Consider the following 12,795-nt stretch of genomic DNA (forward strand, 5'->3'; position numbering starts at 1 on the left):
CCTCATTGTGCGCCGAGCCAGATCAGCGTCGCCGCCAGGCGGCCACGATCTTCCTGGGCTTGAATCAATGCTTCACGGATGGTGTCGCGCGCTTCGGCCGCAGCCAGAACTTCGATCAGCGGAAATCTGCCGTTGCGGTAGCCAATCCGAACGAGGCGCAAGGCTTCTTCGGCTTGGGGCAAGGACGTCTCCGCGAGGGTCTCGACCCGCGCTTCGGCTGCCAGAAATTGTCCGCGGGCCTGCGTGACCTCGAGTTCGAAATCGGTGCGGGCAATCGCCTCCCGTGCCGTCGCGGCGCGAAGCCGCGCCTCGGCAGCAGCGATGTTTCCTTGGTTGCGATTACTGAACGGAAACGGGATCGAAACGCCTACGAGGAACGCCTGGTCTCTGCTTTCCTCGAACCGTCGGACACCGGCGGATATCGCCGGATCCGGAATGCCTAAAGAGCGTTCCCGGGCGATCGCGGCATCTGCAGCCTCGCGTTCGGCACGGGCGACCTGAAGACGTAAGGCCGAAGGCGAGGCGAGCAGCGTCGCCGGAGGTTCGATCTCGGGGAACACCGAAGGCACGTCCGTAGCAGGTGTTGCCTCGCCCCAAAGCGCGGCGAGCGCAGTCCTCGCCGCACTGTCGGCGGCCAGGGCCGCTTCAAGCTCCGCGAGCGCCTCCGCAAGTGCCGCTTCGGCACGAAGCGAGCGCAGGGGAGGCTCCCGTCCGACATCGACCAGTACGCCTGCGATCCTGGCAAGCTCGCGATTGCGCTCGACTATGTCCCGCGCGAGTTCCAATCGGGCTGCCGCGGAGACGGCTTCGACATAGCGTTCGCGTACCGATCGCCCTAGCTGAGCAACCGAGAGCGCTCCTGAAAGGGCCGCGACGCGCGCTTCCGCCTGGGCGGCGCGGACGCGCGCTCCCCGTTTGCCGCCCAATTCGAGCCGCTGGCTCAGGGACAAAGTGTACTCGGTGGCCTGCAATCCCGAAAATGCGCCGCTTCCGGCAATGTTTTCGGCTTCGAAAGCAATTTCGGGGTTGGGCCGCAGCCGCGCCTGGTCGACGAGTGCCCGCGCCGCGTCGGCTTCGGCCCGCGGTCCGATCAGGCGCGGATTATCTGGGGGCTCATCTGCGCTGTCGACGATGCCCGCACGAGCGAGCGCAGCATCAAGCGTCAGAAGCTCACGCTCCTGCGCCGCCACGGTCGTGGCTTGAGCGGCGAGGAACAGCCCTCCAAGGAGGACCCCTCGCCAATGAATGGCTGACATTTTTCGAAAATTCCTCTGCTGACGATCCGAACTGCGCTGCGGCATGCAGCGCGGTGACGGTCGTCAGGCGCGAGGGGGGCGCTTCAGTCGGTCGGCAATTTCGGAAGCGAGCGCTTCGGCGGGAGGCGCATCGGGAACCACGACCAAGTGAGGGACCGAATCCTTCTGCACGGTGCCGGCAAAGCTCGCCCCGTGATGGCAATGGCCGTGTCCACACACGCCGTGTTGCTCGGCCGGCGCATCCGGATCGCCCGGCACTTCGTCGGCGGCTGCGGATGACGCAGAAGCGCTATCGAGCGAAGCCAGAACGGGCGTGCTTCCGGGCGCCACTTCGGCACCGCAAGCAGCAGCATCCGCCGCCGTCACGAACACCATCGCGACCAGCATGAGCAGGACGACGAAAGGGTGCAGGACAAGGCGACGATAGCTTGTAGTCATGGATTCCAATGGCTCATAGCAAACCGCATCAAGATTGCAAGTTCCGCAACACGATGAAGTATAAGTCTTTTGTTACAGTATAACAGTCCTCGAATACTGTTTCGGTCTTTTAGAACGGCGCGATCAGGCCGCGCGAAGCTCGGGATGCGGATGCTCGCAGCGATGAACTTCGATCGTGACGTGCACATATTCTGCATGCTCTGAAAGTCGGCTGGCATAATTGTCGGGCGCGAGCGGATCATCGGCGATGAGCGAGGCGATGACTGCATACTTGCCAGGACCGATCCGCCAGATGTGCAGATCGCCGATCGCGGCGTCCCGGTCCTCGAGCGCCTCGCGCACCTCTGTGTACCGTTCAGAGGCCGCTTCGGCGTCGACAAGCACGGCAGCCGTATCGCGCAGCAGTGACCACGACCAGCGCCCGATCACGATTGCACCCACCAACCCCATTACCGCGTCCATCCAAGCCCAGCCGAGGTACATGCCGGCGAGAAGGGCCACGATAGCCAGGACCGAAGTCAGGGCATCGGCAAGCACGTGGAAATAGGCGGAGCGCAGATTGTTATCGGCATGCGCATGGTCGTGGTGATGATGATGGTCGTGATCATGCCCATGGTGATGATCGGCACCAAGCAGCCAGGCACTCGCGAGGTTCACCACGAGGCCGAGCACGGCGATCCAGATAGCCTCGGTATAGGCAATCGTGAGCGGACTGACGAACCTTTGAGCCGATTCAACCGCGATCCCGATTGCGAAGATGGCGAGGACAAGCGCGCTCGCGAAGCCGGCGAGGTCGCCCACCTTGCCGGTACCGAATGTGAAACGCGGGTTGTTCGCATGGCGCCTGGCAAACCAGTAGGCGAAGGCCGCGACGCCCAAGGCACCTGCATGGGTCGCCATGTGGATACCATCGGCGAGAAGCGCCATCGATCCAGTCCACAGCCCCGCAACAATTTCGATCACCATCATCGCGGCGGTCAAAGCGACAACATAGCGCGTGCGCTGCTCATGCGCGTCGTGCGAAGCGCTCAGAAAGTTGTGATCATGGGCGAGCGGTTTAGAGTCGGCGTGGTGCATGCGAGGCTGATACCCCGAGATGCCCTTTCCAAGAAATCCCCTCTCCAACCGAAAAGGCAATCGACGACGATTGTCTGTGATGATCGCCGCAGCCAACCGATCATAGAAATGCTGCGGCGACCAACAGACTATTATCCCTTAATCTTGGATCGGAACGTGACGGTCCTGCGATCGACCACGGTGATCCGGCGCGTCTTGGCATCGATCACTAGCCGTTCAGTCACGCCATTGCCCGGAAAGGCGACAACGTAGCGCGGATTGAGCGAGAGCATCTGCTCGTTGCGCTTGAACCCGGCGCGGGCACCAAGACGACGATCGAGCGAAAAGGTCAGCTGCTGGACTTCGCGGCGTTCAGCCCAGCTCGCTGCCAGGCGATCGGCACCCTTGCCGTCGCCGCCATGGACCAGGAAGAGATCGGGAACCGCATCGCGAACCTTGTCGAGCGTAGCCCAGATAGTGTCGGCATAACGCTTCGCATCCTCGGTGCTCCCAAAGGTCTGGCGACCACCGGCAAAGACGATTGGAGTTCCTTCCGGAATCAAAGCGTGACGCCGGTTCTCGGCGCGTGCGCGGAGGAAATCGCGGGCATCGATCACGGCCGATGTGAGGTGGCGTGAATGGCTCGTGCGCGAGCCGGAGACGGGCTTCCACGAGGAACCGGTCTCGTCGCGGTAAAGTGCTGCGGCAGCCTCGCGCATCTGCTCGAAGGCCAGCATGCTGGCTTCGGCGGCCTGCGCGCGCTCTACCTGCTCTTCCAGATTGCTCGAATGCACTTCGGATCCATCGGCCGATGCGAGCAGGACCCGGATCTCGTCGCTGGCCCGGTCGAGCTGAGCCGACTTGCGGCTGGCAGCGCGGTGGAACAGATTGACCACGCCCCATGCAATATCCTCGGCATCCGCCTCCAAAGCCGTGTCGGAGAACATGGCGAAGAGGTCAGACCATACTGCACCAAGCGTCTGGTCGATCACGTCCTCGCAAGGAAAGTCGGTTGCGGTGAACGGGGCTGGCCTGATGCTGAGGCCTGAAAGGTCAAGGCCGCTCAATTGTTCGATGAAGCTGTCGTACATGGTGTGTCTCCTGATCGTGCGGACAAGGAGAGGAGGCACCATTGCCTCGGCCCTGTCCGCCGGAGCCCGATCAGGGCCGGGGAAAGGGGCGTGACGCACCGCGTAGCGGGAAACCTGCGGCCCTAGGCTGGCGCGGGCAACACGGGCCGACGGGCCGCAGGTTGCGGCGCGCCCCGACCGGCCCAAGGGCCTCTCCCGGCGGACAGGGACCAGGCAGGATCAGGACCCGGTGTCGCAAGCGGACCGAGAGTGCTCGAAGATCGCTTCGCCATTCGAGAACCGACCTACCAGGCGCAACTCACCAAACAGGTCGATGAACCTACCCGAGACCTGGCCAAGCCAGTGCCGTGCTCTCGCCGTTCGCGGGTTGTAGAAATCAGCCTCCCAGTAGCGAGCGTCATCGCGCTCGGCGAGCCAGATCGCGGCAAGGCCGCACCAGGTCGATATGCCGCAATCGGCGAAGGCGTTGCGCAGGAGAATGCGGTCCTCGCGGCCGCGCCATCCATCGAAGCGTTGAAAAGAAGGAAAGGCGGCTTTCGCGGCATCTATGACCTCGTCGACGAGGCACTCGTAGACCCAGTCGATATCTTCGTCTTCGCCGTCATCAAGCAGGCGAAAGGCCACCACGGAGCCGGTCGGATAGCTGACGGAACGTCCCATCTACCGTCTCCTGTTCAAGCCGCATCGGCGAGATCGAGATCGGCCTCGCTTTCGGAGGATTGGTGACCCCCAAGGTCAAGCAACAAGCTGGCCGCTTCCTCAGCCTTAGCCGCAGCAGTCAGGATCGCGCGCTCGTCCGATTTGAGGATCTTGAGCCAGGAGGCGATGTAGCTGGCGTGATGGTCGAGGTGGGTGACCGGAAGGCCCAGTTCTGCCCCGAGAATGGCTGAGGACAGTTCGGCGATCAGTTCTTCGGCAGCATAGGCGTCGCTACCGAAGCGGTTCTTGAGATCGCGGTCGAGCCGCGATGAATGCCCCGTCCAGTGCGACAGCTCGTGTGCAAGCGTCGCGTAATAGTGGTCATAGGCTTCGAAGAGTTCGGCTGGCGGCATGGTGACCCGGTCGCGCAGCGGCTCGTAATAGGCCTGCGCGCCATGGTGGCGCAGGTCTGCGCCAATATGGGCAAAGAAGGCATCGAGCCGGTCTTCGCGTCCTTCGGGCTCAGGTGCGGCAACCAGCGGCTTGGGATGGTAAAATGCAGGGAGGCCATCGCACTGGTCAGCGTTGAACACGGCATAGGCCTTGAGCACGCGCCGGTTCTCGGTGTCTGCTTCGCCTTCGGCGTTCTCGACCTCTTTGGTGTAGCTCTTGTAGAAGATCGCGATGGTCGATTTTTCACCTTTGCGGACTTGTCCGCCGAGCGCCTGACACTGGCGATAGGTCATCCAGTAAGGCGAGGTATAGCCGCAGCCATCGGCCACCATCCACAACCAGAAAGTGTTCATGCCGCGGTAGGGTGTCCCGCAGGAGCGCAAGGGCCGCGAGACTGGCACGCCGCGCCATGGCTTGACCCAGGGTTTTGTGCCTTGCTCGAGCTTCTCGATGATGGCTGCGGTGATGCGTTGGGCTGGCGAAGTCGATGCAGTGCGGCGGGATTTGGTCATGGGAGGTCTCCTGATTGCCGGGACGGAGATGCCCCGGCTCAGGAAGATCAAAGCTCCCTCCTCTCTCCATTATTTGACGACGCTAAACGCCCACACGCCGGTCGTTGAAGCATTGCCGACGGTGACCTGAATGAGGTCACCGGGTCAGCAGGCTCTATCTCCCCGCAAATGGATCATTCCGGTATGTCCGCATCTACGCGGCGATGACTTGTTCACCACCGCACAGAATGGTGGGATCCCACTCCTCGCCTGCCTCTGTAAAGGCGTAGAGTTTCGCAATCCGCTTCCCGTCCCACTCGAAACGATAATGCGCTGTCTGTATAGTAGCCCCGAGGCAGCTGTTGTCAGTCACGGCAAGGCAAAGTGCCTTAGGTCGTTCGGGGGTGTAGAAGGCGGCGCCAGCCAATTCTGTAGGCACCTCTTCTCCCGCAGCACGGCAATCGGCGTCGCTCATGCCGATGGGAAGACTTGTAAGGTCTGCAAATGCACCTTCGACCGGGGTTTTCAGCATGCGCATGTCGATGCCGATTGGCGGCTCGCCCGTCCGCCCTAGAAAAATCTCACGCCGCCGTACGGCACGCGCCAGCGCGGTTTGCGGATCGCTGGCCAACTCTAGCGCAGGCAATGTGCTCGGAAAGAACCGCGAGCCCTCGGGATTGATGTAGCGGAAGGGCGCATGGTTCCAGTTCTGCAGCCGCGGCGATCCTTCGCCGCCAAAGCTGACCAACAGCTGCTCCTTTGAGAGTAGACGAGGATTCGTCCGGGCCTCGGCCTCATACAGGGCATCAAAGCGGTCATTCGCGACGAGACCTCGATACACTTCCACCGAAGGAAAGCGCGATGGGATTAGCCGATATCCAAATCCTTTGAACAAATATTCCCTCACTTAGCCACCCCGCTGCGCGTCAAGATATTGTCGCACCGCGAGGATGTCCGCCATGCCCCCGCGCAGCATTACTTCAAGAGCCGATTCGCCGTCGAAAAAGTCGTTCGGTCGAAGCATCCACTCTTCGCCGCGTCGATCATCCGTAAACAGTATTCGGAGCGCTTTCCATATTGCGAGCAAGTGCGAGAGACGTTCTCCGGTGTCCCTGGGCAAACTCCCGCCCTCCTTTTTCCACTTAAAGAATGTCGATCGCCCTGGAGATCCAAGCAGGATGATCTGTTGTTCGGTCGATAGATCCCATCGCTGCGCCATTTCGAAAAATGCTTCTAATTCAGCTGGAATCGATGAAACCCGTGAGCTCGGGTGAGCACCGGGCAGCGTGTCAGCCGACATACTTGCTCCTCAGTCCATATTTGCACTTGACGTTGCCAATAGTCCAATATCATATTGTCCGTATCGGGACGTTTTCTCGATTCTAGTCCACGATTCGCACGGGTCAAGGCTTTCCGCGCAATCATTAGGACTTGGACGACGAATTTAGATGAAGGGATTAAACAGGTGGAAGGCAACGGCAACGGCAACGGCAACGGCAACGGCAACGGCAACGGCGGTTCCGCGATTTCGGTGACAGTCAACTATCAAGCGGCGAGCAAGGTAGAAAGCTTCCCGCGCGGCGCTAAGGTCTCCGAGGTGCTCGCATGGGCAATCACGGCATTCTCAATCGACGACGCCATCGCGACCGAGATCGAACTCGTCGTCACGGGCACGACCGAAGAGCTGCAGGGTTCGAAACCCTTGGCTTCCCTCGCCCCCGGCGGATCGACACTCACCCTCGACCTCGTGCGTGGCGACATTGCCAATGGGAGGCTCTGAGAGTGGAGGATCCCGCCATCGCACTTATTGAAGCTGACCTTGCTTCCGAGGAGTTTCGGACGGGCTGCGACGACGGACGCTGGCGGGTGATAGGTTTCGCTTATCCACGCCTCGACTTCAAGGTTTCAGCAATCGAACCCGACGGTACCGCGACTGAATATGGGTTTCGTGCCGATCTCACCAACTACCCAGGCCTCGCTCCAGAGGTGAAACTCTGGAATCTCGAAGAGGATCGCAAGCCTATCGCTGGCGAGCGACCGTCGGGTGGGAAGCGGGTCGCCGAGACTTTCAAGGACTGGGGATCGGGTACCGTTTATCGGCCGTGGGATCGTCATACCGGGCCGCATAACAACAATGCTGTCGCCAAACCCCACCTAGCGTGGAGCAAGGACCGTGACTTGGCTTTCATCTTCGAGGATCTCTATGGCATATTGGTTAGCAACGGTCGCAAGGTCGCTACTCGGACAGCGGCCTGAGTTGATCTGTGATCGCAAAGTATGGGATGCTGGAGCTGCGGAGCTTTGCCGTCGCACAAACGGCGGTCGACGCGAGAGCGGTGCATTTCTTCTTGGCATCGCAGGCTCGCCCTCAACCATTCGGCAGTTCATTTTCTACGACGATATCGATCCCGGTGCCCTCAACAGCGGTATTGTCCTGATCGATGGTCGGCGGCTTGGCGAGCTTTGGGAAATATGCCGAAACGAAGGGATGAGCGTCGTTGCCGACGTTCATGTCCATCCGGGTAGCTTTCGGCAAAGTCCCTCCGACAAGGCGAACCCAATCATCGCGGAGGTCGACCATTTGGCACTGATCCTGCCGAATTTCGCTGAAGGTTCGAATCTTCCAGGCCACATCGGAGTACATCGCTACCTGGGCAACCGTCGATGGCGAGACGAAAGCGACCGCCTTTTTCCTCCCTTTCACGTCGGAAAATATCTGTGGACCTGACCCCCGAGCTATCCCGAATTGCAAAAATGCTGATTGATGCTGAAGGCATTAGTGGCGCGGATGCCGAAGCGCGTCTTCGCGCTATGACTCTGGAAGTCATAGTCGGTGAAAATGCTCACAGTATCGCTGGGCATAATGCGATCCTCACCGCCGTAGCGGTCGGGAAGAAGACCTTTGTCGGCGGCGTCAGTGTCCGGATCGACGACGACGTACCGCTAGTTTCCGCGATGCCAGTCGGTTGCACATCGCTGCGTGAGGCAGTCGATCGGCTGGGCGCTACCAAAAACGTTGGCGTCGCAGCAATCCGTATCATTATCGGAAATGTAATCGGAGGAGCATCAGACGTTCATGCTTGGTGGGATGGCTGGAAAGGCGGAGCAGCGTCGGGACCCAGAATCTCAGGAGACGCGGACAATCCTCTCGCCGGCATTGTAGCTGGCGCGGCGACCGTGGCGTATGCTTTCGCACGGCTGCGAAATGCACATTCGCCTGGGTCTGTAGAGTTTGATCTTTGGCCGCAGAGAGCGGTGAGCAAGCCGCCGCCCTTCGCCAAGGTTTTTCTTCCCAGCGCGCTATGGCTGCTCGGCCTCGGCAATCTTGGTCAAGCATTCATGTGGTCGCTTTCGGCGCTTCCCTATCCCAATCCGCGAGCCGTAAAGCTGGTTTTGCAGGATGCTGACCAGATAAGCGCTGAAAATTGGGGAACTTCCGTGCTCGTACAGTCGGGAGAATACGGCGCCTACAAAACCGCACTCGCGGAGCAATGGGCAAAGCGGAAGGGGTTCGATGTGCGCCGCGTTGATCGCCTATTAGCCCCACATCAACGGGTGCAGGAAAATGAGCCTACGGTGGCGCTTTGCGGCTTCGATTCGATTACCGCTCGAAAACTCATCGACGGCTGCGGCTTCGAATTGGTAATCGACGCTGGTCTCGGTCGCGCCCATACCGACTTCGATGTTTTCCGTGTGACGGTGTTCGATTCTGAGTATTCGGTTGCTGCACACTTTCCAGGAGACGTTCCACGATCGGCTCCTGCGCCACAGGATTATGAGCAACTGCTCGGGTTAGACGGATGTGGAGCCGCCAAGTTTGAAGGCATTGGGATCGCAGCCCCCTTCGTAAGTGCGATTGCTGCGGCGACAACAGTGGCGCGCGCTATTGCGATTTGCAGCGGCGCAGCTGTTCCCCGAAATGAGAAACGGCGGCTGTTCGACGAAGGATCAAAGTTCGCTGCGCCAGCGACAGTGAATGCCCGGGGGATCATGCGCATAGGTTTTTCCTAGGGCGTGATGAGGCCATTAATGTGGCGCGGTTCTACCAGGTGAAGGTGGAGATTGCTTGCCCACGATGGAGCGGTCAATGTCCGCAACTGCTAACGACGGCGGATTAGTATCCCGATCCCTCTTCGGTCTACTTCCCTCTGCTTATATCCCCTGCGACAACGACAGCTTTCGGCGTTGAACGTCGGCAATGGCGGTGCCTACTGTCACGATTTTTTGGCATTTGGACCGTCGACTTTCCGAATTGCTCTTTCTGACACCACATTGGCGGAACATGGCGCAAATACGGCCCAGGTATTGGCATTGAAAAGGCGGCCCGCCCCAAGAGGGGCGGACCGCCTGCCGAGTGACCTGGACCTGTCAGGAGGGGTCAGGCAGCCTGCTCGGCAATCTCGTCAGCCGTAATGTCACTGACCGGCTCTTCGGCTTCGGCGTCAACCGGTTCGCTTTCTTCGGGACCAGCAAAACGCATTATCGAAGGCACCCAGGCCTGCGCCCGTTCCTTGATATCCGCCTCGCCGATGAAGTTGCCCGAGAAAATGCGTTCGGCAGCGCTCGCGAGTTCGGCCTTCTTCGAAGCAGCATAGCGACTGACCAGTTCGGGACCGCCGGCGGCGTCGAGCGCTTCGAGCGTGCGGGCCTTGGCTACGCGGTCGAAGTAGTTGGTCGCCGTGGGACGCCACCAATGCGCGGTCTCGATTTCGAGGAGCGAGCCCAGAGCCTCATGCATAGGCACCGAGCGCTCGCCTTCACAGGCAAGGCTCGCGACAAGGGTGCGCGAGACGAGATGGCCGAGCCAGGCCGAACGCGTCTCGTCGGAAAGTGCCCGAAACCTTGCAAACCGCTCGACATCGCTTGTCCCAGAACGCCAGCTTTCATCGAGCGACCCGGCAAACTCGGCCAGAGCAGCGCTTGCCGGTGCGTCCTTGGCTTCGAACCCGGTAACCGGGCCTGATGCCACCGGACCCAGCAGTGTCGATGCCTTCTTGGCGCGCCAATCGTGCCCATCGGCATCGGCAAGCGTGAAGACCATAAAGTCGAGCGCCAGTGCCGGATCGTTGGCGAGATGGATCGCCAGGATATCGCGGCGTTGCATCGCGAGCTCATCGAGTAGGCGCTGCGACAACGAGCTCCCCTTGGGCTTCGCCGCACCGCTCTCTTCAATGGCCTCGACCACGCCTTCGTCAGCGATCACTTCGGTCTCGGTGTAGTACTGTGGAACGAATGTCGGCTCGCCGTTGCGCGAGAGGACTAGGAAGGCACCAGCCTCGGATTTCAGTTCGTCGGCGAGTACGGGGGGACGATCATTGAGCGCGCGCATGGCGCGGTCGATCACCACGAGTTCCTGTTCGGCCTTGGCGACCTCGTCCTCGTCGCTGTCCTCGTCTTCGAGCACGGCGGCGACGCGGTCGTAGTCGGCCTCGAGCTCGCCGAGCTCCTGCGCTTCCTGCTCGGTCATCGGTGCAGGTTCGCAAGGCAAGCGATTGAGGCCGTCGACAAGGTCATGGCTGACATAGGTGCCCAGCGTCGGCCGGACCCAGGCAAGGCCATATTCGAGCGCGGCCTTTTCTGCCGCCCCTTCCATGGCCTTGTGCGCGAGGTCCTCGAGCAGCGCGACATCGATCCAGCTCTCGCTGGCATCATCGTCGAACAATTCGCGCTCGATCCGGCCACCTGCGGCGAGGTACGCATCGCGTCCGACCAGAACGGCTCGCGGATCGGAACCGCGCACCGTGGCATCAAGCACCATGCGGCGGATCGTGTCAGGCGTGATCTGGTACCAGGCGTCCTGCAACTCGGCATAGACATGCGCCTGTCGCTCGATGTCAGAGATTGCGCCGTAGGCCTTGGCCATGTCGAGCGTGATCGTCCCCTCGGCGAGCGCTTCGAAGACGCAGGGTGCGAGACTTGCCAAACGCAGCCGTCCTTCGACAAAACGGACAGTGAGGCCGAAGCGGCGCGCCACGTCTTCTGTGGTAGCCCCCGCCTCGATGATGGAGGCGAAGGCCTGGGCCTCGTCGGCCGGATTCATCGCGAGACGTTGGACGTTTTCGGCAAGGCTGGCTTCACGCACCTCGCTTTCCTCGCCTTCGATCACGAGGCAGGTGACCTCGTGGTTTTGGGACAAGGTGCCCTCTTCGGCCAGTGCCTGCAGCGCGGCGAGCCGACGACCGCCGGCCTCGACCTCGAACTTGCCGCGCTTTCCTTTGCGAACGACGAGGTTCTGCAGCAGACCGCGCGCAGCAATGTCTGCCCGCAGCTGGAGGTCGGCGAGCACGTCGCTCGACTTGCGAACGTTGCGGGGGCTCGGAACGAGCTTCTTCAAGGGGATCGACTGGATCATGGGTTTTCTCCTGATGGAATGAAGGCGCAGGTGAGGATCACGAGGCCCACAAGCCCAAAGGGCTCCCTCCACTCTCTTCAATGGCTGTGGCGAACATCTATACGACCGAGATGGGGCGATCAGGGATCGGCTAAGTTCCGATCATGAGGGCAGTTGTTCTCAATGCGCGAACCCATTCGCAGGCCCGTCATCAGCGGGCACAGGCAGATCAGTCGCCTGGACTTGAGGAAGGACGTGATCAGGCTCCGGCGTACGCGACACGGGAGCTTATCGGTTCATTCAGACACACGAAGGGGAGGAGAGAAGGGGAAACTTAAGCGCAATCGGAGGCAGCGCTCAGTTTCATTCGGACCCTGACCTGTTGAGCGGAGACTCTATCTATCCGCTGCCGAGCAAGCGCTCTTCGAGAAGCGTCCGAAAATCCCGACGCGCATCAGCAATTACGAACACAGTCACCTGACCGGGTGCTGGCTCGGGCTGATATCCGTAGATGATGCGGAAGGGAGAGTGCGACAATTGCCGGAATTCGGTGATCCCGAGAGCCTCAAGTTCCGGTGGAACCGGTCCTTTCTGAGGATTGTCGGAAAGGGACTCGATAGACGCGACGAGGTCATCCAGCAGTGCGTCCGCACCATCGTCGCCATCCGGCCCGCGCTGCGCCACGCGACGCTGCCAGATACCCGCAAGATCACGCTCCGCACCGGAGGTGATCTTGATCGCTAACGCGGCCGTCATCATTCAGTTTGACTTACCCCGTACGCGCTCCGCAAGGCCTGCCACCGGGCGGGTCCGACCAGCGGCAACATCGGCCTGTCCGAGCGCCAGAAGTTTTAGCAGAGCGAGCGTTTCCTGTGCGCGCTCGTAGCTGGCGACATCCTGCAGAACTGCCTTGGCTTCGCCATTCTGCGTGATGACCAGTGGCCCGCCGCCATCTCCAATCTCCCGGATAATTTCGGCGCTGTGGGCCTTCAGATAGCTGATCGGTTTGATGCGCTGGTCCAGCTTCATAGAACACCTTG

Annotated in this window: 15 protein-coding genes; 3 read left to right on the plus strand and 12 right to left on the minus strand. The window is 60.8% G+C overall.

What is annotated here, in order from left to right; translation table 11 throughout:
* Nucleotides 1–2: 2 nt before the first annotated feature.
* The 8 genes from LOZ77_RS12555 to LOZ77_RS12590 form a co-directional block, all read right to left on the minus strand.
* Entirely contained in the window at nucleotides 3–1,256 is a 1,254-nt protein-coding gene (locus LOZ77_RS12555; protein WP_230279163.1) for a TolC family protein, read from the minus strand.
* Between the two features lie 63 nt (nucleotides 1,257–1,319).
* Nucleotides 1,320–1,694, minus strand: a complete 375-nt coding sequence (locus LOZ77_RS12560; RefSeq protein ID WP_230279162.1) for a hypothetical protein — start codon at nucleotides 1,692–1,694, stop codon at nucleotides 1,320–1,322.
* Nucleotides 1,695–1,817: 123 nt separating this feature from the next.
* Complete coding sequence (dmeF, locus tag LOZ77_RS12565) at nucleotides 1,818–2,771, minus strand: CDF family Co(II)/Ni(II) efflux transporter DmeF (protein WP_230279161.1); 954 nt, start codon at nucleotides 2,769–2,771, stop codon at nucleotides 1,818–1,820.
* A gap of 131 nt (nucleotides 2,772–2,902) precedes the next feature.
* A complete protein-coding gene (locus LOZ77_RS12570; RefSeq protein ID WP_230279364.1) occupies nucleotides 2,903–3,841 on the minus strand; it encodes a DUF2493 domain-containing protein in 939 nt (312 codons plus the stop codon).
* Between the two features lie 219 nt (nucleotides 3,842–4,060).
* Nucleotides 4,061–4,501: a hypothetical protein gene (locus LOZ77_RS12575; protein ID WP_230279365.1), complete on the minus strand. Its 441-nt coding sequence runs from the start codon at nucleotides 4,499–4,501 to the stop codon at nucleotides 4,061–4,063.
* 14 nt (nucleotides 4,502–4,515) lie between these two features.
* Nucleotides 4,516–5,445, minus strand: coding sequence for an ArdC family protein (locus LOZ77_RS12580; RefSeq protein ID WP_230279366.1), 930 nt, complete (start codon nucleotides 5,443–5,445; stop codon nucleotides 4,516–4,518).
* A 193-nt stretch (nucleotides 5,446–5,638) separates the two neighbouring features.
* Nucleotides 5,639–6,319, minus strand: coding sequence for an RES family NAD+ phosphorylase (locus tag LOZ77_RS12585; protein ID WP_230279367.1), 681 nt, complete (start codon nucleotides 6,317–6,319; stop codon nucleotides 5,639–5,641).
* A gap of 12 nt (nucleotides 6,320–6,331) precedes the next feature.
* Nucleotides 6,332–6,724, minus strand: a complete 393-nt coding sequence (locus tag LOZ77_RS12590; RefSeq protein ID WP_230279368.1) for an antitoxin Xre/MbcA/ParS toxin-binding domain-containing protein — start codon at nucleotides 6,722–6,724, stop codon at nucleotides 6,332–6,334.
* A gap of 165 nt (nucleotides 6,725–6,889) precedes the next feature.
* On the opposite strand from LOZ77_RS12590, the gene LOZ77_RS12595 reads away from it, so the two are divergent.
* Both LOZ77_RS12595 and LOZ77_RS12600 read left to right on the plus strand, forming a co-directional pair.
* Complete coding sequence (locus tag LOZ77_RS12595) at nucleotides 6,890–7,204, plus strand: hypothetical protein (protein ID WP_230279369.1); 315 nt, start codon at nucleotides 6,890–6,892, stop codon at nucleotides 7,202–7,204.
* A gap of 2 nt (nucleotides 7,205–7,206) precedes the next feature.
* The gene (locus LOZ77_RS12600) at nucleotides 7,207–7,680 is read left to right on the plus strand and encodes a hypothetical protein (RefSeq protein WP_156843005.1); all 474 of its coding nucleotides are present in this window, start codon (nucleotides 7,207–7,209) and stop codon (nucleotides 7,678–7,680) included.
* Between the two features lie 112 nt (nucleotides 7,681–7,792).
* On the opposite strand, the gene LOZ77_RS12605 is transcribed toward LOZ77_RS12600, so the two are convergent.
* Nucleotides 7,793–8,068: a hypothetical protein gene (locus tag LOZ77_RS12605; protein ID WP_230279370.1), complete on the minus strand. Its 276-nt coding sequence runs from the start codon at nucleotides 8,066–8,068 to the stop codon at nucleotides 7,793–7,795.
* Nucleotides 8,069–8,142: 74 nt separating this feature from the next.
* Between LOZ77_RS12605 and LOZ77_RS12610 the strand changes: the two genes are divergently transcribed.
* Nucleotides 8,143–9,435: a hypothetical protein gene (locus tag LOZ77_RS12610; protein ID WP_230279371.1), complete on the plus strand. Its 1,293-nt coding sequence runs from the start codon at nucleotides 8,143–8,145 to the stop codon at nucleotides 9,433–9,435.
* A gap of 367 nt (nucleotides 9,436–9,802) precedes the next feature.
* On the opposite strand, the gene LOZ77_RS12615 is transcribed toward LOZ77_RS12610, so the two are convergent.
* The 3 genes from LOZ77_RS12615 to LOZ77_RS12625 form a co-directional block, all read right to left on the minus strand.
* Nucleotides 9,803–11,776 (minus strand): ParB/RepB/Spo0J family partition protein, encoded by a 1,974-nt coding sequence (locus tag LOZ77_RS12615; RefSeq protein ID WP_230279372.1) that lies wholly within the window; start codon nucleotides 11,774–11,776, stop codon nucleotides 9,803–9,805.
* A gap of 378 nt (nucleotides 11,777–12,154) precedes the next feature.
* Nucleotides 12,155–12,514, minus strand: coding sequence for a type II toxin-antitoxin system RelE/ParE family toxin (locus LOZ77_RS12620; protein WP_230279373.1), 360 nt, complete (start codon nucleotides 12,512–12,514; stop codon nucleotides 12,155–12,157).
* Nucleotides 12,515–12,784 (minus strand): type II toxin-antitoxin system Phd/YefM family antitoxin, encoded by a 270-nt coding sequence (locus LOZ77_RS12625; protein WP_047822024.1) that lies wholly within the window; start codon nucleotides 12,782–12,784, stop codon nucleotides 12,515–12,517.
* Nucleotides 12,785–12,795 lie beyond the last annotated feature (11 nt).

It is taken from the genome of Croceicoccus sp. Ery15 (assembly GCF_020985305.1).
GTDB lineage: Bacteria > Pseudomonadota > Alphaproteobacteria > Sphingomonadales > Sphingomonadaceae > Croceicoccus.